Source organism: Bacillus sp. EAC (assembly GCF_002156875.1).
Classification (GTDB): domain Bacteria; phylum Bacillota; class Bacilli; order Bacillales; family Bacillaceae_G; genus Gottfriedia.
The window spans coordinates 35,556-57,655 of the sequence record NZ_NCSY01000010.1; the positions used below are offsets into that span (position 1 = coordinate 35,556).

Consider the following 22,100-nt stretch of genomic DNA (forward strand, 5'->3'; position numbering starts at 1 on the left):
ACTTAAATATCCTTTACAACACTTGCACAGCGTAGGCATAGTGTTGGATGATCATTATCCTTACCAACTTCTTCAGTAACAGTCCAACAACGTTCACAAGTTTCACCAGTTGCAGGAGAAATTACGATACTTGATGTATCAAATTTCTGAGCGTTATCTGGTACTTGTTCACTTGTTTCGGCAACTTCAACTTGAGAAACAATTAATAATTGTTTTAACTCTTCATTAATTGAACTTAATAAAGTTGCAACTTCATCATTTGGATAAATTTTAACTTGAGCTTGTAAAGATTTACCGATTACTTTTTCATTTCTTGCTACTTCTAATGCTTTTAAAACATCATCTCGTAGATCCATGAATTTTTCCCATTTTGCTTCTAAAGCTTTTGTATCTCCATAATCATTTGTATCTGGCATTTCAGTTAAGAAAATGCTGTCTGCATTTTTTTCAGGCATATGAGACCAAACTTCTTCAGCTGTATGAGGTAAAATTGGTGCTACTAAACGAGTAAGAGCTTGTAATGATTCATGTAATACTGTTTGAATCGCTAAGCGATCTTTATTTTGTTTAGGCTCAATGTAAAGTACATCTTTCGATAAATCAAAGTAGAATGAGCTTAACTCAGTCGTACAGAAGTTTTGAATCGTATGATAAACTGTCGCAAATTCATATTTTTCATAAGATTCCTTAACTGTATTTACTACCCCATTTAATTTAACAAGCATGTATTGATCTAATTCACGAAGTTCACTAAACTCTAAAGCATCTTTCTCTGCGTTAAATCCATCTAAGTTTCCTAATAAGAAACGGAACGTATTACGAATTTTACGATATACTTCTGCAACTTGTTTCATTAATGCATCAGAAATACGTACATCTGATTGATAATCAACTGAGGCAACCCAAAGACGTAAAATATCTGAACCATATTGATTCATAATTTTTGAAGGTACTACGATGTTACCGATTGATTTACTCATTTTACGGCCTTCACCATCTAATACGAAACCATGGCTTACTACCGATTTATAAGGTGCTTGACCAGTAACTGCAACACTTGTGCTTAATGAAGAGTTAAACCAACCACGATATTGGTCAGACCCTTCTAAATAAACATCAGCTGGGAAAGATAATTCTTCTCGAATTGCTAAAACAGCTTGATGCGAAGATCCGCTGTCAAACCATACATCCATGATGTCTTTTTCTTTCGTAAATTTACCATTAGGAGAACCCGGGTGAGTAAAGCCTTCTGGCAATAATTCTTTTGCTTCTTTTTCGAACCAAATATTTGATCCATTTTGTTTAAATAGATTTGAAACATATTCAATTGTTTCCTCAGTGATAATTGCTTCACCATCTTCAGCATAAAACACTGGAATTGGAACGCCCCATACACGTTGACGAGAAATACACCAATCACCACGGTCACGAACCATGTTAAACAGTCTTGTTTCACCCCAAGCAGGGAACCATTTTGTGTCTTGAACAGCTTGCATTAATTCATTACGAATTGCTTCAATTGAAGCAAACCATTGTGCAGTTGCACGGAAAATAATTGGTTTCTTTGTTCGCCAATCATGTGGGTATGAATGCGTAATAAATTGTAATTTAAGTAAAGCACCTTTTTCTTCTAATGCTTTAGTAATTTCTTTATTTGCTTCATCATAGAATAATCCTTCAAAGCCAGGAGCTTCTTTTGTAAGGACACCTTTTTCATCAACTGGACATAATACTTCTAATCCATATTGTTGGCCAACACGGAAGTCATCTTCACCGTGTCCTGGTGCTGTGTGTACGCAACCTGTCCCTGCATCAGTTGTTACATGATCTCCAAGGATTACGACAGACTGACGGTCGTATAAAGGATGTTTACAAACGATACCTTCAAGCTGCTCACCTTTAAATGTGTTTTCTACAACTGAATCTTCCCAACCTAACTCTTTTGAAACAGATTCTCTTAATTCGCTTGCTACAACAAATTTTTCGCCATTTACTGAAACGACATCATAATTTAATTCCGGATGTAAACAAACAGCTAAATTTGCTGGAATTGTCCAAGGTGTTGTTGTCCAAATGATGAATTTCTCTCCACCATTTAAAAGATCCTTACCATTATCAACTGCAAATGCTACATAAATAGATGCTGATCGTTTATCTTGGTATTCAATTTCTGCTTCAGCTAAAGCAGATTCACTTGATGGTGACCAATAAACAGGTTTAAGTCCTTTGTAAATTAAACCTTTTGTTGCCATTTTACCGAATACTTTAATTTGTTCTGCTTCATATTCTTTTTCAAGTGTGATGTAAGGACGGTCCCAATCACCTAAAATACCTAAACGCTTAAACTGTTCCTTTTGACGTTCAACTTGCTCATATGCATATTCTTCGCAAAGTTTACGGAACTCTGCAACTGTCATTTCTTTGCGGTTAACTTTTTTATTCGCTAATGCTTGCTCGATTGGTAATCCATGAGTATCCCATCCTGGAACATATGGAGAACGATTACCGTTCATATTATTAAAGCGAACGATAAAATCTTTAAGTACTTTATTTAATGCATGACCCATATGAAGGTCACCATTTGCGTAAGGAGGGCCATCATGTAGGATGAATGATGGTTTTCCTTCATTATGTTTTAAAACTTTTGAATAAATATCTTGTTTATTCCATTCTTCTTGGATCTGAGGTTCACGTTGTGGTAGATTTCCTCTCATCGGGAAATCGGTTTTTGGCATCAATAAAGTATCTTTATACTCCATTTCATATTCCTCCTATTTTTTCAGTAATAAAACACTTATAATTGTCGAGTTCACATTAACGCATTGTATCCATCTTATAAATCTTTTATTAGTAATCTTGTTTTTTTCATTAAACTTTCACTAATGAAACATTTACTACTTCATTTTTACAAGCTAAACGACCATTCGTTAATATGAGATCAATTCGATGATAAGATGATAGAAGAACACAAAAAAACCTTCCTCATCCCAAAAAAGGGACGAGAAAGGTTCCCGTGGTACCACCCTAATTGACTTTAAAAATTACTTAAAGTCCTCTTAGCATTCATAACGTGAATGAAACGTCTTTTCTTACTAATTTTTCAGAAAAGCACTCTAGGGTGATTTTCTTTCTATATTCTACATCAAGCTTACACTATCCTTGACTCGCTTTCTAGACTAAATAGAAATACTCTTCCCTATCACCGATTTACTATTAATATTTAATAAATTATATGTAAAACTTTACAAATCGTCAAGGCTTCAGTGATTAGTTTGCAATTTCTTCTGATTCTTTGTCTAAAATATGGTCCCAATCCTCATGATTTAACATTTCTAATTGAGTTTCAATCGCCATACGTAGACGTGTACGGAACACTTTAGACTGTTTTTTCAGTTCCTCGAATTCCATTGTAACTTTTCTAGATTTAATTAATGATTCATTTATAATTCTGTCAGCATTTTTTTCTGCTTCTTTAATAATTAACTTTGCTTCTTTTTGTGCATTACCTTTTACATCTTCAGCAGCTTCTTGAGCAATTAGGATCGATTTGTTTAACGTTTCTTCAATCGTTGAAAAATGTTTTAGTCTATCTCTCATATCTAAAATTTGTTCTTCTAATTGTTTCTTTTCTCGAATGACTATTTCATAATCTTTAATTACTTGGTCTAAAAACTCATTAACTTCGTCTTCGTCATATCCACGAAAACTTTTACCAAATTCTTTATTATGAATATCAAGTGGTGTTAAAGGCACTTTATGCCACCTCCGTGTATATTTCTAATTATTAGGTTATTATAAACTTTCGACAGTTTCTACGTTTTCCCTTCAACAAATTGTGACTATTTTTTAACACCGTAGTAAATCCGCCATTTTTCCTTTTTAGACAATCCATCAATCGACAGTAAAATCCCTCTACCAAACCCTTTTACTGATAGTAAATCTCCTTCACCACATTGGAATGAAGTCGAATCTACTATTTTTTGATTAACTTTTACATGTCCGGCTTTTATGACAAGTTGTGCTTTTTGTCTAGAAATATTATAAAACTCACTTAATAACACATCCAAACGAAGTGATGATACTGTACTATTCTTGGTTTGCCATTCATCTTCAATTTGAATTAATTCATTTAATTGTATTTCCATTAATTTAATCGGCGATTTCCCGATAGAGTTTAAGTTATTTTCAACAAAACTTGCTATTTCTTTCGCAACAATTATTTGTACGACTTCGTTTTTTAGTAAAATATCACCAAATTTAGCACGTGTCATCTTAAGAGACATTAGGGTCCCTAATATTTGCCGATGGGATAATGTGTGAAATTTTGATGCATAGTTAAGATTAAAGGCAACAATTGAATAATCTTCATCTGAAGGTGTGTAGTAATTCGGATAAATCAGCGCACGTTTTCTTTCACTATCATCTTGTCCTCCAAAAAAAGAAACCAAGCATTCAGATTGACTACCTATAATTGAACTCATTATTGTTTGTTCTCTTAAATCTAAAAAATCAGTTAGCTTATATGTATATCGTTCAAGTACATGTTCTTTCCAGCTAATTACCTGATCTACAAATAGATGTTCCTCTTTTCGATAATGGTCGTATATACTCATTGATGTGGTCCTCTACTTCTAATTACTCTTTTCATATTAATAAAAAAGAGAACCCCTAAGATTCTCTTTTTTAGAAGAAACGTGAAATACTCGCAATTCCAATTCCAGCAAATTCTAATGCAATTAATGCTACAATTGGCGAAAAATCAAACATTCCAAAGGATGGTATGATACGGCGAAATGGCTCCAAATATGGCTCAGAAATTGCACCGATAAAACGTCCAAAGCCTGAATGTCGTACTTGCGGAAACCACGATAGGATAATATGAATAATCAAAATGATTTTATAAATTGCGATTGCTTGAATTAAAAGAAAAAAAATATAGCTCATTTATTTACCACCTTTTAATGGATTGTTCTTCCTCAAAAAGCATATCAGTTATTGTTCCTGAAATATCAACATTATCTGGGGTACAAATGAATGTATTTGATCCTATTTTTTTAATATCTCCACTTATTGCATAAACTGTACCACTTAAAAAATCAACAAAACGTTTTGCTTGGTCAATTTGCATTTGTTGAAGATTAATGACTACAGCTTTCTTCGATTTTAGATGATCTGCAACATCTTGTGCCTCTGCATATTCACGCGGTTGCGCTAAAACAACTTTTGACGTCAAGGATGCTCCTCCTGGTATACTTACTAATTTTTGCTTTGAACTATTACGTTCTTGATGAATTTCTTCATTAACATGTTTGGAAGTTACTTGCTGCTGCTCTTCATATTCATAATCATCTTCATACTCATCATCCATTGCAAAAAAGTTTTTAACTTTCCCAATTATACTCATAACTAATTACCTTCCCTTTCCTACTAAATCAGTTCCTATTCGAATAAATGTAGCGCCTTCTTCTATAGCAATCTCAAAATCATTAGACATACCCATTGATAATTCATGACATGGGATATTTTCTAACTTCAATTCTTGTATTTGCATTTGTAATTCTTTTAAGTTTTTAAAACAATTTCTTATCATTTGCTGATCTTCAGTAAATGGAGCCATCGTCATTAAACCTACTACTTGTACTTTATCCAACTCTGCTATCTCTCTAGCAAACTTTATGACATCGTTTGGATTCATTCCATGTTTTGATTCTTCACCAGAAACATTCACTTGCACAAAGCATTTCAAAGGTTTTATAGCCCTTTTTTGAATTTCTTCTGCCAGTGAAATACGATCTAAAGAGTGTAAATAATCAATACGGTGTATGATATCTTTCACTTTTCTAGTTTGAAGAGACCCAATAAAATGCCATATTATGTTTTTATTCATATAGTCCTGTTTATTTTGTAATCCTTCAAAACGGTTTTCACCAAGTTGATTTAATCCTACTTCTAAAACCTCTTTCGCTACCTCTACAGATACTTCTTTTGTAACAGCAATTAATGTAACGTTATCTGTTCGATTTGAACGCAACTTTGCTAATTGGATTTGTTCACTAATTCGTTCAAAGTTTTGTTTTACAGTCATGATGCTATTTCCTCCAACCAATAAAGCTCATCATTCTACCAGTTTTTCCTTCATCTCTTCGATGTGAAAAAAATGTATTCGGATTGCAGCTTGTACAATAGTTAGTCATACTAATATTTTCTTCACTAATCCCAGAATTAATAAGCAATTGTTTGTTTGCTTCTTTCAAATTTAATGCGTATTTTCCATTTAACTTCTTTGTAATGACTTTATGAGGAATATCATCATTAAATGCTTCACTCACTTTATTCATTACAAAATCATCTACCTCATAACAACATTCTCCGATTGAAGGACCAATAACAATTTGAATATCTTCTAGTTTTATATTTTCTTCTTTTAACCATTTATCGATCAGTTTACCGCCTATATTAGAAACGGTACCCTTCCAACCAGCATGGGCAAGGCCGATATATTTTTTTGTTGGTTCAAGGAAGTATAATGGCACACAGTCTGCATAACATGAGGTTAGTAAAACCTCTTCTTCATTTGTGTAAAAGCCATCTGTATCTGGAATGCTACTTAAATAATCAGTAACACCTTTCCCCTGATCATCTTTTGATACTTTTAAAACATTATAACCATGTACTTGCTTAGAACAAACCCACTTAGATGTTGAAAACTTAAGTTGATCTGCGAGTAATTCTCGATTATTTATGACATGGTTTGTTGAATCATTTACATGTAAGCCTAGATTAAAAGAGGAGAAACAACCTTGACTAACTCCATCATTTTTAGTAGTAAAACCAGCAACTAATTGTTTGTATGAGTCTTCCCAAGGTTGAATCTTAAAAGTACTTTCAGTCGATTGAATGAAGATTTCTTTCATATTTTTAGGACCTCACAAAACTAGTTTAGTAATTCCCATTTAGGGTTTCCTATATTTTACCATAGATTTCATATTTTTGATTATTTTTGACAAAAGACGCTATATTTTTATGTGAATTTAATAGGATTTGGAGTTTTTTCTTCTAAATCGACTGTCGAATGATATTTTACTAAGATGACATCTTCACCAATTTTAACAATGTCACTCCAATAAATGGTCATCTCTTCTTCCTTACTAAAAAAATTTAAACCCTTACCTGGCTTTGTTAAAATAATTGATGTAATTTTCCCACTAACTTGGTCAATATCTAAATCAACAATATTTCCTAATTTTTTACCATCAGCAACATTCACAACATCTTTTACTTGAAAATCAGAAATTCTAGCCACTCTTACTTCACCATCCTTTTTTTAAAATATATGAAGTAAAAGCAATATATATTGATTAATTCGAAAATAAAAATGTGTTAAACAATGTATGATTTCCCATTCATTGTCTAACACATATTTTATCGGATACCATTCGCTTAATTGAAGTAGATAAAGTTATTAAAGCTATTAGATAAATATGTAATCCAATTTTTTATGAATTTAAGGACGCTTATTCATATTTTAGGACGTACAGTTCCAAGATGATTGGAGTTCGTCGTCTAATTTAATGATGTGTGTTGACGTCTAGTTCCAAGCGTTAGCCCCTCGAGGTCATAAGTCAATGAACTGTAAAGGTAAAAAACCACCTTTCCAGCTCCTTGTCTTATGCTTGTCGGGGCTGAGCAAACGCCTTCCACTTTTCGAGTTGTCTAGTTCCGCAAGCTAGCTCTTCGGTAATATTCCATTAATCTTTGAAGTGGAAAAACCACCACTTCTTCAGATGAATGGAGATATTCCCTTCTGAGCTGGGCGAGCTTGCTCCACTTTTCATAGTTGTCTAGTTCCGTAAGCTAGCTCTTCGGTAATATTCCATTAATCTTTGAAGTGGAAAAACCACCACTTCTTCAGATGAATGGAGATATTCCCTTCTGAGCTGGGCGAGCTTGCTCCACTTTTCATGTTACCCCTGAATATTTTTATTCATTTGTTTAATTGCGGATTTTTCTAGTCTTGATACTTGAGCTTGTGAAATTCCGATTTCTTCAGCAACTTCCATTTGTGTTTTCCCTTGGAAAAATCGTTTACTTATTATCATTTTTTCTCTATCATTTAAGCGTTTCATGCCTTCACGTAATGCTAATTCTTCTACCCATTGCTCGTCCTTATTTTTATCATCACTTAGCTGATCCATTACAAAAATTGGATCTCCGCCATCATTATATATAGGTTCAAATAACGAAACTGGATCTTGAATTGCATCTAGTGCAAAGACTATTTCTTCATGAGTTACACCTAAAACTTCTGCTATTTGAACCGGTGTAGGTTCTTTTGAATTTTCTGCTAAAAGTCTTTCTCTAACTTGTAATGCCTTATAAGCAATGTCTCTTAATGATCTAGACACCCTTATTGGGTTATTATCCCGTAAATATCTTCTAATTTCACCAATAATCATCGGTACGGCATATGTTGAAAATTTAACGTTTTGACTTAAATCAAAGTTATCAATTGATTTCATTAAACCAATGCAGCCCACTTGAAATAAGTCATCGACAAATTCTCCACGATTATTAAAACGTTGAATAACACTAAGAACTAGACGTAAATTTCCATTTACAATTGTTTCTCTAGCACTTCTATCACCGCTTTGCATCGCATGAAATAACTTACGCATCTCATCATTCTTTAAAACTGGAAGTTTTGATGTATCTACTCCACATATTTCTACTTTGTTTCGTGTCATGATGTTCCCTCCTATTTGGAGTTGCTGTACTATAGGTAAGTATCTCCTTCGGTGGAAAATTTATGCACGAAAACATATTTACAAAATATTTATCATTTTACATTCAAATACAAAAAAAACGACTAGATGTTGATGGATCTCAACAACTAATCGTCTTATATAATTTTCTGTTATTAAAAACTTTGTTGGCCTTAAAAATAGAGATTTGCAGACTACCACTCCAGATTGCTCGCTCTTTCGTGAGGTGGTCGGTGAGCCTCATTTAGCGGCAGACGCGCCTGCGGGGTCGCACCTTTTTGATACTCCCATAGTAGTCTCGCATCTTCCGTTCCAATCTATTTCCATATATCAGTAGTTTAAAAAACATCAATCTTTTAGAAAATTGCCGTTTTATCAAACCATTTTATTGAATTCTTTTCTTAGTCTTTTAATAATGCGTTTTTCTAAACGCGAAATATATGATTGAGATATTCCAAGCATATCAGCAACATCTTTTTGTGTTTTTTCTTCTGTTCCATCTAGTCCAAATCTAAGCTCCATAATCTGCTTCTCTCTGTCATTTAATTGATCTAATGCTTTTGTTAGTAAAGATTTATCCACATTCGCTTCTAAATCCTTTGTGATAATGTCTTCTTCAGTTCCTAATACATCAGAAAGTAATAATTCATTTCCATCCCAATCGATGTTAAGAGGTTCATCAAAGGATACTTCTGATCGATTTTTATTATTCCTACGTAAATGCATTAGTATTTCATTTTCGATACATCTAGACGCATATGTTGCTAATTTAATTTTCTTTTCTGGATTAAATGTATTAACAGCTTTAATCAGTCCAATCGTACCAATGCTAATTAAATCTTCAATATTAATCCCCGTGTTTTCAAACTTTCTAGCGATATAAACAACTAATCTTAAATTTCTCTCAATCAACAATGATCTAGCTCCAAGATCACCATTCGGTAATTTTTGCAAAAGTTTTTCTTCTTCTTCACGTGTCAAAGGTGGCGGTAATGCCTCGCTACCTCCTATGTAAAAAACTTCATCGGCTTTCAAACCAAGTTTTACTAACAGCTTATAAAATCCTAATTTTAGTTTTAAGAAAAATCGATACATTTTCTACCTCCTATGCTATTTCATTAATAGTTCCCTGCATCATTTTTGGGTGTAGGATACACTCATATAAATTGTCTGATGACAAAGTAACATGGCTTAATCCTAATAATACAGATTTCGTAGAGTACCATTTTCCATTAATTTTTAATCTGACTAAAGTAGGTTTAATTGCTACAAGTAATTGATTACTCTGACCAATACTCTTATATGGTACAAAAGAAGCATGAAAAAAACTTAATACATCTAGTGAATCTTTGTTTTGTAACGTATTTTCTGAATCTCTTACTAAATTAACTAGCTCTGTAGGCAGTCCGAAATCATTTGTTGAACAATCTAAGATAATTACCGGTTTTCTTGAAAGAGGTTCGTGTAGCGAGTTACCACTATCCATCAATCCTCTAACTTTAATTGTCGTATTTCGCCAAACGATTTCCATTTCATACATCTCATTTAATTTCCATTTCGTAAAGGCAATTTGGTGAATTGACTTTCTAGCATAAAATATGACGATTGGGATCATCCCTAAAACAAAGTACCAGCTTACAGGATCACCGTAAAACGATGATTTGGTTAAATTATTCGAATTTGCATTAAATAAATAATGTAATCCTAATAATGCCCCTCCTAACAAGAAGGTAGAAAAATAAAAGATACTAATAATTTGTAGAAAAGTAATAATGCGTTGTCTTCCAAATGCTGAAAATACAATAAAAAACGATAATAATATTTTCATAAAGGGTGAACTAACAACATATGCATATGGAGTAAACGTTAATAAAACAACGATTGAACCTAAAAATGCTCCAATTAAAGAACGAAAAATAGATACATTTCTCTTCAGCACTAAACCTGTGAGTTGAATAATTAAAAAATCCATTAACAAGTTTAATAACCAAACAAGATCACCATATATCACCAAATTTGTCGCCATCCTTAAAAAAGTATTTCATTTATTTGTAAGTATAGGATGAGCACGGTAAGAAGTCTGTCAAAAAAAGGGATATCTAACAAAGAGTTTTTCGACAGAAAAGTGGAAGACTTTTTAAAATAATAATATTTTTAGAAAGGCTGTTTTCGTAAACTTTGTCGCTATTAAAAAATTCCGCGGTGCTTGCCCACCTTTGGGACGCACCTTCCGTTCCGATCTTCTTCTTTATTTTAAGTTTGATTTAAAAAGAGCCTATTTAAAATAAACAAATAAAAAAACCAAGTTAGGTGAAATCAATCATCCTGACTTGGTTTTTATTTATTTCGCAAATTAGCGTTTTTTACGGTTACGTAAAAATGCTGGGATATCTAAGTCATCAAGACTTGTGATATTTTTAGCTGGTTCAACAACTGGCGCTTCTTCACGAACAGTTTCACGTTTTACAGTTGTTTGAATAGCTTGGTTCGAAGAAGAAATTGATGGTCTTGCCATTGGCTTTGGAGTAGGTGAAGGTGCAACACCTTCGAATCCAGTCGCAATAACAGTAACAATAATCTCATCTTTTAAGTTTTCATTAATAACAGAACCAAAAATCATATTTACTTCTGCATCACATGCAGTAGAAACAATATCAGCAGCTTCTTGAACTTCATATAAGCTTAAGTTCGTTCCACCCGTAATATTCATAAGCACACCTTGTGCACCATTGATTGAAGTTTCTAGTAATGGACTTGAAATAGCTTTTTTAGCTGCTTCTGCTGCACGGTTTTCACCACCAGCAACTCCAATACCCATTAATGCAGATCCTTTATTAGACATAATAGTCTTTACATCTGCAAAGTCCAGGTTAATTAGACCAGGAACTGCGATTAAGTCAGAGATACCTTGAACCCCTTGACGAAGTACATTATCAGCTTCACGGAATGCTTCAAGCATTGGTGTGTTACGATCAACGATTTCTAATAATCGGTCATTTGGAATAACGATTAAAGTATCAACACTTTCTTTCATTGCAGCAATACCTGTTGCAGCTTGTGTTGAACGTTTTCTACCCTCAAAAGTAAATGGACGAGTTACTACACCTACAGTTAAAGCACCTAACTCTTTTGCTACTTGAGCAATTACTGGAGCTGCTCCTGTACCAGTTCCGCCACCCATTCCAGCAGTAACGAATACCATGTCCGCTCCTTTAAGAGCTTCTTGTAATTGTTCTCTACTTTCTTCAGCTGCTTTTTTACCCACTTCAGGATTAGCACCTGCGCCTAAACCACGAGTTAATTTCCCACCAATTTGCATTCTAATGTCTGCTTTTGATAGGTTAAGAGCTTGTGCATCTGTATTTACTGCAATAAAGTCTACACCTTGTACTCCGTGTTCAATCATTCGGTTTACGGCATTATTACCACCGCCACCTACACCAATTACTTTAATTTTTGCTAACGCATCTAAGTTTGTATCAAAATCTAACATGTCTGATCCCCCTACTATTTCAAATTCAGTACAAAATTAATCCCATAAATACTTAAAAATGCTCTTAACTTTACTCATGACACGTTCTTCATCCTGCTGTTTTGGTTTTGAATTTGAATTTGAAACAGCTACAGGCTTTCGTTCATTTGATTCGAATGCAATATTAGAGCTAAGTTTTTTACCACGCATTTTCGATTTATAAAAAGCATATTTTATTAATCCTACTCCAGTAATATATTGAGGCTCTCGAACGCCAATATAATCTGGTGTTGCAATTCTTACATTATTTTTGAATACTTGTTGAGCTAGTTCTATTACTCCAGTCATAGAAACAGTTCCCCCAGTTAGAACAAATCCTCCTGGTAAGTTACTACCTCTCATTCTAGTTAATTCATTTTGAACCATATAGAAGACTTCTTCAAGCCTAGCTTCAATAATATCCGATACTTCTTGTTGACTATATTGTTGGTGTTGCTCACTACCCATAATCGGCACACTCAATACTTCCTCCGATAAGGCTGTATCATAGAAAGCGTGTCCGAATTTCACTTTAATTTTTTCGGCATCTTCTGTTGAGGTTTTAAGCCCCATTGATAAATCTTTTGTGATATGTTCTCCGCCAACAGGAAGAACCGAAGTTGCCATCAGTACACCTTCTCTAAAAAGAGAGATGGTTGTAGAACCACCACCGATATCAACTAAAGCTACACCTAAATTTTTTTCATCTTGTTTTAGTGCGATTGTACTAGCAGCCATTGGTTGTAAACAAATATCAGTAACCTCTAATCCTGCACGTTCAACACAACGTAAAATATTATGTACAAGTGTCCTTGAACCAGTAATCAAAGTACCTTCCATTTCAAGTCTAACACCTATCATTCCTCTTGGATCTTTCACTTCTGAAAGGCCATCTACAATGTATTCATGTGGAACAACATCAATAATTTCTCTTTCAGGAGGAATTGATATAACTTGAGCCTGCTCCATTACTCTCAATACGTCTTCATTATCAATTTCTTTATTTTCTTTAGAAACTGCCACTACACCGTTAGTGTTAATTAACTGCACTTGGTTTGCACTAACCCCTACGATTACCTTGTCAATGTGAATGCCAACCATTCTTTCTGCTTGGTCAATCGCTTTTTTAATAGATTTAACTGTTTCATCTATATCAACTATTGACCCACGTTTTAAGCCCGAAGATTTAACATTACCTACGCCGATAATGTTTAGTGTGTCATTAACTAGTTCTCCAATGATTACTTTAATTGTCGAAGTTCCAACGTCAAGACTCACATAGATCTCATTGCTGTTCATGATGGCACCTCCTTTTTCTCTCTATCTATTATAATCGAACTTCAATTCATTCTTAAATAACATATATGAAAACTATTCAACATTTAAAGGGATTTATCCTCTTTTTAATTTTGATTTTTCATAATCTTTTTAATTTTTTTTATTAATATCTATTTAACTAATAGTCTACACTAACATTAACAGATAAAAAAGACTTGAAAGTACTGATTTCTAAAGTTTAAACAGTTATTTCATTACATTTTTACTATTTGAATCGTACGGTGAAAAATATGCCCCAACTTCAAGATGAATGATTCCTTTTTGATTTTTAGGTATTGACTTTAAAATCAGTGGGTAATTAGACATTTTATTAGAAAATTTTCTAATTGTTGTTCTTACTTCATAACCTTCATTCATATAGACAGTTACAAGTAAAACATCATCTTTACTTGGAGTATACTCAACCTCAGAAATTGAATGAAAAATACTTTGAGGTAATTTAGCAAGTTCCGCAGCCATTTCTTGTAATTCATCACCTTGGTTCCAACCTGTAAGTTCTGGGACCATTGTATTTCCTAGAGAATTATTTTCTTCAAGTAAAATACCACTTTGTAAAAGTAAATACTTCTTCCCATTGAATAGAGCTTGTCCAACAGGATAAAATTCTTTTATTGTGATTTCTACTTTGTTTGGGAACCTTTTATTTACAATTGCAGATTGGATAGTATTTTTACTTTCAAGTTTCTGTTCGACTTTTTTTGCTCGAATTGTTAAAAAGCTATCATCATGGTTTAAATCGGCTAATTTTAGAATTTCTTTATCGGAATATAGACTATTTCCTTTAATTTCTAATTTTATTTCTGAACCAATTGATGTTTGGAAATATAAAACGCATAAAATCAACGCAAAAAACAAAAAAATTGTCATAAGTAATCGCATATTTGCTTTTTTACGTTTTTTATTACGCAAGACGGGTACACGGTCTTCTAAACTAATAATCTTATTTTCTTGCATGATTATGCCTCCATGATCAATGTCAATGTTCAAATAAATAAATTTGTCTATCTAGCTGATTACTTTTATGTATTATGCAATTTAAGAATAATAAAAAATAGAATAGCATATGCATGCCATTCTATCTTGGTCATCTTATGCTATTGTAAATTATAGCATATTATTAGTGTAGATTTTAAGAAACTTACATTTTTTTCCCAACAATTTCAACTTCTGTTTCAAGTATCACATTAAATTTTTCTAATATAGTTTTCTTGATAAAATCAATTAATTGTAAAACATCCTTTGAAGTTGCATTTCCTGCATTTACGATGAAATTCCCATGCATTTCAGATATTTTAGCACCACCGATTTGATAGCCTTTTAAATTAGCTTTTTCAATTAAATTTCCAGCGTATTCTGGTAATGGATTACGGAAAATACTCCCTGCACATGGGTAATTCCATGGTTGAGTTTCTCTACGGTAGTCCTTATTTTTTTGCATTAAAGCAGTTGAGACTTCTTTTGTGCCCTCTTCTAATTGAAGTTCTGCTTCTAAAACAAAGCCTTTTCGCTTTTTTTGTAAAATAGACGTACGATAAGAAAATTCAAGTTGGTCATTAGATAACCATTCAATTGTTCCATCTTGAAATAATATATTTGCTCTTGTCGTTATCTTTGAGAAATCAGATTGATGAGCACCAGCGTTCATATACACCGCTCCGCCCACACTTCCTGGAATTCCACTTGCAAATTCTAATCCTGTAAGACCTTTACGGCTTATTTGAGTAGCTAATCGAATAACTGAATAACCAGCACCTACTATTACTTTTGTGCCGTTTAAATCAATATGATCTAAACAATCACTTATTTTAATGACAATACCTTCAATCCCGTTATCTGAAACAAGTAAGTTAGATCCTCTTCCTATAACAGTAACATTGATTTCGTATTCATTTGCAAGTTTAATTATCTCTTTTATTTCATTTATATTTTTAGGTATCACTAAGTAATCCGCAGCTCCACCTATTTTCATAGTCGTATGATTTGCTAAAGGCTCATTTATTAGAAGACTCGAGTCCATTATAATTTCCTTTAATCTAGTTTCAAACATCCTAATCATTTCCCCCTTTAGCTAATAGCATCTTCTGATACATGTTTATTGATTTACTAACTTGTTCGTGCATGGTTCTACTTTCTAATTTCTTCTAAAACATTAACAAGTTTTTTTGCGGCATCTGGGACACCTATTTTTAAAGCTGCTTTTTTCATTTCTTCAAGTTTGATAGGATTTAATAATACTTTTTCAATTTCATTAACCAAATATTCATTATTGAAATTTTTTTCTAAAATAACGATTGCTGCACCATTTTTTTCGAGAGATCTTGCATTCACTTCTTGATGATTATTCGTCACATATGGACTAGGTATTAAAATACTAGGTTTTCCTAATGCAGTTAATTCAGCTAAAGTTGTTGCTCCAGCTCTTGAAACAACCAAATCAACCTCTCGTAGCACTTCAGGCATATTATGCAAAAATGGTTTTACTACGATATTTGATGGATTACCAACTTTATTAATTTCTTCTATAACCGAATTATAATGAGCTTCACCTGTCACATAAATCATTTGATAGTTCTTCTCTGCTAACTGATCCACACTTTTTAAAAATGCTTCGTGAATCGGACGAGCACCTCTAGACCCACCTACAATTAAAACAGTGCGCTTACCTTTTTCTAAACCTAAAGTTTCTAATACGGGTGTTATATTTTCACCGACCACTTCCGAAGCTCGAGGATTACCAGTAAAAACAACTTTTTCTTGATTAAAATGAGATGCTACTTCATCAAAGCAGATTGCTACTTTTGTAACATAACGATTTAAAAATTTATTTGTTAATCCTGGAATACTATTTTGTTCATGAATGACTGTTGGGTATCCTAGTTTTGCCGCTGCATATACTACAGGACCACAAACATAACCACCTGTACCAACGACTACATCTGGATTAAACTCACGAATTATTTTTTTACTATCAGAAACACCTTTTAAGAAACGATAAATAGTTTTAAAATTTTCAAATGATAGGCTTCTTTTAAATCCTGAAATAACAATTGATTTAAATGGTATATTTTGCTTTGTTACAATACCTTTTTCAAGCCCATTTTCAGTACCAACATATAAACATTCTACATTGGAATCTTGTTTTTTCAACTCTTTAATTAGCGCAAGTGCTGGATAAATATGTCCACCAGTACCCCCACCACTAACTAAAATTTTCATAAAGATCCTCCTAAATATCAAAACATATGTAATAAAAACTCATTAAATAGTTATTATACCACTTTACATCATTCATTCTAATTCTTTTTTATACAAAAATAAAATTGACCGACTCAAGTTTGAAATTACCAAGTACACTATCATCAATTTAATTTAAGCTTTTTGATCAGCATAAACATAAATTGATGTACTTGTTTCATTTTGAGTCGGCCCTTTTATGAACGCGAATGTCTACTAATATTTAATAATACTCCAACAGCTAGGAGCATCAATGTTAAAGATGAGCCACCATAACTTAAAAATGGCAACGTTATTCCTGTTACTGGCATTAACCCAATTACTACACCGATATTTATCATTACTTGAATAGCAATCATTGAAACAATACCTACTGCTAAAAACGTTCCAAATAAATCAGGTGCACTTAGTGCAATTCGAATACCTCTCCATAATAAGAAAGAAAATAATAAAATGACAAAAGAGCCACCGATAAATCCCAACTCTTCTGAAAGGATTGCAAAAATAAAGTCAGTTTGTGGTTCTGGCAAGTACATAAACTTTTGCCTACTTTGTCCTAATCCAAGTCCAAATAAACCACCAGGACCAATTGCATAAAGAGATTGAATGATTTGAAAACCTGTTCCTAAAGGATCAGACCAAGGGTCAAGAAAAGATGTGATCCGTTTAATTCGATATGGGGCGGAAGCAATTAGAGCAACAAAACCTGCTATTCCAACTAATCCTAATCCCATAAAATGAGAAATTCTTGCACCAGCAACGAAAATTATGATGACACATGTTCCAACCATTACAGTACCTGTCCCTAAATCTGGTTGGAGCATAATCAATCCAAATGCTAAGAATACTAGCCCTAGTGAAGGAATTAAACCCTTCTTAAAAGATGTAATGTTTTTTTGATTATCAGCTAAATATTTTGATAGAAAAACCATCATTCCAAGTTTCATAAATTCAGATGGTTGAATAGAAAATGCACCGATACCAATCCAACTTCTAGCACCACCTCGAACTAACCCCACTCCAGGAACTAATACGAGTACCAACAAAATAAAACAAGCGATTAGAATTTTTTTGGCATGAGTTCGAAATAACCAGTAATCAATATTTGAAACAATAAACATACCAACTACTCCAACTCCAGCAAATAATAATTGCCTCTTTGCAAAAAAGAACGAATCATGAAACTTATAAGATGCCCATATTGCACTAGCACTGTAAACCATAATCATACCTACTGTTAATAATGATAGCGTAACGAGAACTAGAATCATGTCAGGACTATTTTTCTTTGTTGGCACGAAATAACACCTCAACTTTTGAATTAAACAAGCGTTACATTAATTTATGCACTGCTTGTATAAATTTATTACCACGTTCTTCAAAAGTCTTAAATTGATCCCAACTTGCACAGGCAGGTGACAATAAAATAATATCTCCGACTTCTGAATGAGTGAATGCTTCTTTTACAGCTTCCTCAACATTATCAACCGATTTTATTGCTTTCAACCCTGCTTTTTTAGCTGAATCAATTAATTTCTGTGATGTTTGACCATAAGTGACCATATTTTTAACGTTCTTGAAATAAGGAATTAAATCATCAAAATCATTACCACGGTCCAATCCACCTGCAATTAAAATGACCGGTTTTTGAAACGACACTATTGCTTTTTGAGTCGCTAATATATTCGTTGCTTTTGAATCATTATAGAATTTTCTTTGCTGAATCTCAGTTACAAATTGAAGGCGATGTTCAACACCTGTGAAAGTTGTTAATACTCTTTCAATCGCTTCATTATCAACACCTAATAGCTTCGCAACTGCAACCGCAGCAAGAATATTTTCTAGATTATGTTTTCCTGGTAAAACAATTTTCTTAATTTCGATGACTTCGGACTCTTGAAAGAAAATAGATCCGTTCTTTACATATGCACCATTACTAACTACTTTCGTAGATGAAAACGGCACAATTGTTGCTTTACATTCTTTCACCATTTCCAAAACGTTTTCATCATCAAAATTAACTACAGCAAAATCTTCTTCTGTCTGATTTTTAAATACGTTAGCTTTCGCTCTAATGTATTCTTCTTTCGTACCATGATAATCTAAGTGCGCTTCAAAAATATTAGTAACTAACGAAATTTTAGGTCGAAACTCTTCAATACCCATTAACTGAAAAGAAGAAAGTTCCGTGACGATTATATTTTCTGATGTTGCTATTTCTGCAACTTCACATGCAACTGTACCAATATTCCCTGCAACTAACGGATTCTTATTGCCTTCTTTTAATATATTTAATGCTAATGTTGTTGTTGTTGTTTTTCCATTTGAACCAGTTATACCGATAAAAGGTGCTTCACTAATTAAATAAGCAAGTTCAATTTCCGTATAAATTGGTATATTTCTTTCTATCGCTTCCACTAGTAATGGATTTGAATAGGGAATCCCTGGATTTTTAACAATACAAAAAGGATTATTATCTAAAAGTGATAAAGGATGTTCACCACATATTACGTTAAACCCTTCACTCTTTAGTTTTTGAGCGATTGCATTTTGTTCAAAAGGTGTACGATCATTCACTGTAACATTTGCACCTAATTTTTTTAATAATTGACTCGCTGCATAACCACTTTTTGCCATTCCTAATACTAATACATTCTTATGATGAAAATTCCCCACGTTTTTCAATTACATCCACACCTCGATATAGATTCCTATTAAAGCAAAGAGAAGTCCTACAAACCAAAATGTCACTACTACACGCCATTCAGACCATCCAGATAATTCATAATGGTGATGTAATGGACTCATTTTAAATACTCTTTTTCCTGTTGCTTTAAACGATGCAACTTGAATCATGACTGAAAGTGTTTCAATTACGAATACACCACCAATGATCACAAGTAAGATTTCTAAGTTAGTAACAATCGCGATGGCAGCTAGCGCACCACCAAGTGCTAAAGATCCTGTGTCACCCATAAAAACTTTTGCTGGATGAGCATTAAATACTAAGAAGCCTAGTACAGCTCCTACTACTGCTATTGAGAAAATAGATACATCCAATTGATGTAGATTATATGCAAGCACTGCATAAGCCCCAAATGCAATAGCTGCAGTCCCAGAAACTAAACCATCTAAACCATCTGTTAAGTTAACAGCATTCGAAGTACCGACAAGCATGAATACGATTAATAAGGCATATAGAAAACCAAGATCTATTACATAGCTAGTACCTGGAATTGCAACTGATGTAGATACTCCGATTGTACGAATGGCGAAAAATACAATAATGGATACGATCACTTGGCAAATAAATTTTTGCTTTGAAGTTAATCCAAGATTTCTTTTTTTAACGACTTTTATATAGTCATCTAAAAATCCAATAATTCCAAAACATATAGTCACAAATAATAAGATATATGTACGTTTTGATAATACTCCAAAATACATAGAAATTAAGAGTGCAGATACACTTAATGCAATTAAAATAATAATTCCACCCATAGTAGGTGTTCCAGATTTCTTTTTATGAGATGACGGACCTTCGTCACGTATACTCTGTCCAAATTTAAGTTTTCTTAAGTACGGTATAAAAATAGGCGATAGAATGACTGCAATGATAAATGCTGTAATCATAGCAACTAAGATTGACGGTTCAAGCATTGTTCGCCCTCCTTTCTGTGATAATTCCATTGATTATGTAATAGTTTAATTCTTTTGAAAAGAATTATTTATGAATTAATATTTTTTGGCAATACAAAGAAGAGGAGATTATCCTCTTCTTTGCAAAATTGCTTCTTTAGCTTCTTCAACATCATCGAAGTGGAAAACATTTGTTCCGACTATTTGATACGTTTCATGTCCTTTACCAGCAATTACAATAATATCATGTTTTTTAGCATTTTGAATCGCAAAATTTATTGCTTTTTTACGATCTTCTATTACCGTTATATTATTATGCTCTAATCCGCGTTTCATGTCTTCTAATATTAAATTTGGGTCCTCAGTTCTAGGATTATCTGAAGTGAATATTGCTTGAGTTGAAAGATCAGCAGCTATTCTCCCCATTAGTGGGCGTTTTGTACGATCACGATCTCCACCACATCCAACAACGGAGTATATATCATTTTTAGCAAATTGCTTAACAGTTTTCAGAACATTTTCTAAGCTATCTGGAGTATGTGCATAATCAACAATTACTGTAAAATCCTGCCCAGCATTTACAGATTGGAATCGACCCGGCACTCCTTCTATTGATGCGATTGCATCTAAAATTGTTTCCATTTTAATATTCAAAGCAATTCCCGCTCCGATTGCTGCTAATACATTATAAACATTAAATGTTCCAATTAATTTCATCTCAACAATATAACTTTCATTAAGGAAATGTAAAGTAAATCTAGTACCAGCATTCGTTAACTCAATATTTTTTGCATACAAATCAAATTGTTCACTTAATCCATATGTTAATATATTTGCTTGAGTAAAAGCCATAAATTCCTTCGAAGCCTCATCATCACCATTTAATACAGCAAACTTAGGTTTTGTTGAAGAAAAACTATTTCCTAATTGAGAAAATAATAGACCCTTCGCTTTTTTGTATTCTTCCATTGAGCCATGGTAGTCTAGGTGATCCTGAGATAAATTTGTAAAAACAGCGATATCGTATTCACAACCATGCACACGGCCAATATGAAGGGCATGAGAAGATACTTCCATTACAGCAGTATTTACATTCGCTTCAACCATTTTTGCAAACATTGATTGTAATGTTAAGCTATCAGGTGTAGTATTTTTTGTTTCAAATACTTCCTCACCAATTTTCATTCCGATTGTTCCAATAACACCTGTTTTTTGATTATTTCGCTTTACGATTTCTTCAATAATGTAAGAAGTCGTAGTTTTTCCATTTGTACCTGTAATTCCTACTAAATTTAATTTATGTGTTGGATTTTGATAAAAAGAATTACCAATAACTGCCATAGAACGATTCGTATCTTTCACGTAAGCAACCGGTACAGATGTTTCGATTGTTTTTTGTGAAACAATGGCAACTGCTCCATTTTCTACAGCTTGTTTTACATAATTGTGACCGTCTACTGTATAACCTTCTATACAAATAAATAAGTAACCTGGTTTCACATTACGGGAGTCCATTTCCACTCCAGTAATTTCTGGATTTTCAGTCGGTATTGAGACCAAAGGTTGTAAACTTGATAATAAAGTATGAAATTTCATAGCTAATCCTTTCGTTGAAA

At 33.1% G+C, this 22,100-nt stretch carries 20 protein-coding genes and 1 other annotated feature; all 20 genes read right to left on the reverse strand.

Translation table 11 applies throughout. From position 1 onward, the window contains the following. Positions 1–2: 2 nt before the first annotated feature. The 20 genes from ileS to B7R65_RS16295 all read right to left on the reverse strand — a co-directional run bounded on the left by ileS (position 3) and on the right by B7R65_RS16295 (position 22,080). Positions 3–2,759: an isoleucine--tRNA ligase gene (gene ileS / locus B7R65_RS16200; RefSeq protein ID WP_088043882.1), complete on the reverse strand. Its 2,757-nt coding sequence runs from the start codon at positions 2,757–2,759 to the stop codon at positions 3–5. A gap of 232 nt (positions 2,760–2,991) precedes the next feature. Beyond that, positions 2,992–3,212, reverse strand: a binding site (T-box leader). A 55-nt stretch (positions 3,213–3,267) separates the two neighbouring features. After that, positions 3,268–3,753 carry a DivIVA domain-containing protein gene (locus B7R65_RS16205; protein WP_088043883.1) on the reverse strand — a complete coding sequence of 162 codons (486 nt, stop codon included), beginning with the start codon at positions 3,751–3,753 and terminating at the stop codon, positions 3,268–3,270. Between the two features lie 86 nt (positions 3,754–3,839). Next, complete coding sequence (locus tag B7R65_RS16210) at positions 3,840–4,613, reverse strand: YlmH family RNA-binding protein (protein ID WP_088043884.1); 774 nt, start codon at positions 4,611–4,613, stop codon at positions 3,840–3,842. Positions 4,614–4,683: 70 nt separating this feature from the next. Continuing rightward, positions 4,684–4,944 carry a YggT family protein gene (locus B7R65_RS16215; protein WP_088043885.1) on the reverse strand — a complete coding sequence of 87 codons (261 nt, stop codon included), beginning with the start codon at positions 4,942–4,944 and terminating at the stop codon, positions 4,684–4,686. 4 nt (positions 4,945–4,948) lie between these two features. Then, on the reverse strand, positions 4,949–5,404 hold the full coding sequence (locus B7R65_RS16220; protein ID WP_088043886.1) for a cell division protein SepF: 456 nt from the start codon (positions 5,402–5,404) through the stop codon (positions 4,949–4,951). Between the two features lie 6 nt (positions 5,405–5,410). After that, the gene (locus B7R65_RS16225; RefSeq protein ID WP_088043887.1) at positions 5,411–6,085 is read right to left on the reverse strand and encodes a YggS family pyridoxal phosphate-dependent enzyme; all 675 of its coding nucleotides are present in this window, start codon (positions 6,083–6,085) and stop codon (positions 5,411–5,413) included. Between the two features lie 4 nt (positions 6,086–6,089). Next, on the reverse strand, positions 6,090–6,914 hold the full coding sequence (gene pgeF, locus B7R65_RS16230; protein ID WP_088043888.1) for a peptidoglycan editing factor PgeF: 825 nt from the start codon (positions 6,912–6,914) through the stop codon (positions 6,090–6,092). Between the two features lie 107 nt (positions 6,915–7,021). Further along, the gene (locus tag B7R65_RS16235) at positions 7,022–7,303 is read right to left on the reverse strand and encodes a YlmC/YmxH family sporulation protein (protein WP_088043889.1); all 282 of its coding nucleotides are present in this window, start codon (positions 7,301–7,303) and stop codon (positions 7,022–7,024) included. A gap of 661 nt (positions 7,304–7,964) precedes the next feature. Beyond that, positions 7,965–8,744: an RNA polymerase sporulation sigma factor SigG gene (gene sigG, locus B7R65_RS16240; RefSeq protein ID WP_056471070.1), complete on the reverse strand. Its 780-nt coding sequence runs from the start codon at positions 8,742–8,744 to the stop codon at positions 7,965–7,967. Between the two features lie 393 nt (positions 8,745–9,137). Continuing rightward, entirely contained in the window at positions 9,138–9,857 is a 720-nt protein-coding gene (gene sigE / locus B7R65_RS16245; RefSeq protein ID WP_088043890.1) for an RNA polymerase sporulation sigma factor SigE, read from the reverse strand. A 10-nt stretch (positions 9,858–9,867) separates the two neighbouring features. Continuing rightward, positions 9,868–10,788, reverse strand: coding sequence for a sigma-E processing peptidase SpoIIGA (gene spoIIGA / locus B7R65_RS16250; RefSeq protein ID WP_088043891.1), 921 nt, complete (start codon positions 10,786–10,788; stop codon positions 9,868–9,870). A 327-nt stretch (positions 10,789–11,115) separates the two neighbouring features. Next, positions 11,116–12,255 carry a cell division protein FtsZ gene (gene ftsZ, locus B7R65_RS16255; protein ID WP_088043892.1) on the reverse strand — a complete coding sequence of 380 codons (1,140 nt, stop codon included), beginning with the start codon at positions 12,253–12,255 and terminating at the stop codon, positions 11,116–11,118. Positions 12,256–12,291: 36 nt separating this feature from the next. Further along, entirely contained in the window at positions 12,292–13,572 is a 1,281-nt protein-coding gene (ftsA, locus tag B7R65_RS16260) for a cell division protein FtsA (RefSeq protein ID WP_088043893.1), read from the reverse strand. A 225-nt stretch (positions 13,573–13,797) separates the two neighbouring features. Further along, positions 13,798–14,565 (reverse strand): cell division protein FtsQ/DivIB, encoded by a 768-nt coding sequence (locus B7R65_RS16265; RefSeq protein WP_088043894.1) that lies wholly within the window; start codon positions 14,563–14,565, stop codon positions 13,798–13,800. Positions 14,566–14,749: 184 nt separating this feature from the next. Beyond that, positions 14,750–15,658 (reverse strand): UDP-N-acetylmuramate dehydrogenase, encoded by a 909-nt coding sequence (gene murB / locus B7R65_RS16270; RefSeq protein WP_088043895.1) that lies wholly within the window; start codon positions 15,656–15,658, stop codon positions 14,750–14,752. 77 nt (positions 15,659–15,735) lie between these two features. Continuing rightward, positions 15,736–16,827: an undecaprenyldiphospho-muramoylpentapeptide beta-N-acetylglucosaminyltransferase gene (murG, locus tag B7R65_RS16275; protein ID WP_088043896.1), complete on the reverse strand. Its 1,092-nt coding sequence runs from the start codon at positions 16,825–16,827 to the stop codon at positions 15,736–15,738. Between the two features lie 215 nt (positions 16,828–17,042). Then, the gene (gene spoVE, locus B7R65_RS16280; protein ID WP_179194901.1) at positions 17,043–18,143 is read right to left on the reverse strand and encodes a stage V sporulation protein E; all 1,101 of its coding nucleotides are present in this window, start codon (positions 18,141–18,143) and stop codon (positions 17,043–17,045) included. A gap of 34 nt (positions 18,144–18,177) precedes the next feature. Continuing rightward, positions 18,178–19,530, reverse strand: a complete 1,353-nt coding sequence (murD, locus tag B7R65_RS16285; RefSeq protein ID WP_088043897.1) for a UDP-N-acetylmuramoyl-L-alanine--D-glutamate ligase — start codon at positions 19,528–19,530, stop codon at positions 18,178–18,180. Then, positions 19,531–20,505, reverse strand: coding sequence for a phospho-N-acetylmuramoyl-pentapeptide-transferase (mraY, locus tag B7R65_RS16290; RefSeq protein WP_088043898.1), 975 nt, complete (start codon positions 20,503–20,505; stop codon positions 19,531–19,533). 108 nt (positions 20,506–20,613) lie between these two features. Then, the gene (locus B7R65_RS16295; RefSeq protein WP_088043899.1) at positions 20,614–22,080 is read right to left on the reverse strand and encodes a UDP-N-acetylmuramoyl-L-alanyl-D-glutamate--2,6-diaminopimelate ligase; all 1,467 of its coding nucleotides are present in this window, start codon (positions 22,078–22,080) and stop codon (positions 20,614–20,616) included. Between the last annotated feature and the right edge of the window lie 20 nt (positions 22,081–22,100).

Excerpts from the sequence above, each read along its gene's own strand:
- ileS (WP_088043882.1), bottom strand. The coding sequence starts at position 2,759 with ATGGAGTATAAAGATACTTTATTGATGCCAAAAACCGATTTCCCGATG.
- B7R65_RS16210 (WP_088043884.1), bottom strand. The coding sequence starts at position 4,613 with ATGAGTATATACGACCATTATCGAAAAGAGGAACATCTATTTGTAGAT.
- B7R65_RS16215 (WP_088043885.1), bottom strand. The coding sequence starts at position 4,944 with ATGAGCTATATTTTTTTTCTTTTAATTCAAGCAATCGCAATTTATAAA.
- B7R65_RS16220 (WP_088043886.1), bottom strand. The coding sequence starts at position 5,404 with ATGAGTATAATTGGGAAAGTTAAAAACTTTTTTGCAATGGATGATGAG.
- B7R65_RS16225 (WP_088043887.1), bottom strand. The coding sequence starts at position 6,085 with ATGACTGTAAAACAAAACTTTGAACGAATTAGTGAACAAATCCAATTA.
- pgeF (WP_088043888.1), bottom strand. The coding sequence starts at position 6,914 with ATGAAAGAAATCTTCATTCAATCGACTGAAAGTACTTTTAAGATTCAA.
- sigG (WP_056471070.1), bottom strand. The coding sequence starts at position 8,744 with ATGACACGAAACAAAGTAGAAATATGTGGAGTAGATACATCAAAACTT.
- sigE (WP_088043890.1), bottom strand. The coding sequence starts at position 9,857 with ATGTATCGATTTTTCTTAAAACTAAAATTAGGATTTTATAAGCTGTTA.
- spoIIGA (WP_088043891.1), bottom strand. The coding sequence starts at position 10,788 with ATGGCGACAAATTTGGTGATATATGGTGATCTTGTTTGGTTATTAAAC.
- ftsZ (WP_088043892.1), bottom strand. The coding sequence starts at position 12,255 with ATGTTAGATTTTGATACAAACTTAGATGCGTTAGCAAAAATTAAAGTA.
- ftsA (WP_088043893.1), bottom strand. The coding sequence starts at position 13,572 with ATGAACAGCAATGAGATCTATGTGAGTCTTGACGTTGGAACTTCGACA.
- B7R65_RS16265 (WP_088043894.1), bottom strand. The coding sequence starts at position 14,565 with ATGCAAGAAAATAAGATTATTAGTTTAGAAGACCGTGTACCCGTCTTG.
- murB (WP_088043895.1), bottom strand. The coding sequence starts at position 15,658 with ATGTTTGAAACTAGATTAAAGGAAATTATAATGGACTCGAGTCTTCTA.
- murG (WP_088043896.1), bottom strand. The coding sequence starts at position 16,827 with ATGAAAATTTTAGTTAGTGGTGGGGGTACTGGTGGACATATTTATCCA.
- mraY (WP_088043898.1), bottom strand. The coding sequence starts at position 20,505 with ATGCTTGAACCGTCAATCTTAGTTGCTATGATTACAGCATTTATCATT.
- B7R65_RS16295 (WP_088043899.1), bottom strand. The coding sequence starts at position 22,080 with ATGAAATTTCATACTTTATTATCAAGTTTACAACCTTTGGTCTCAATA.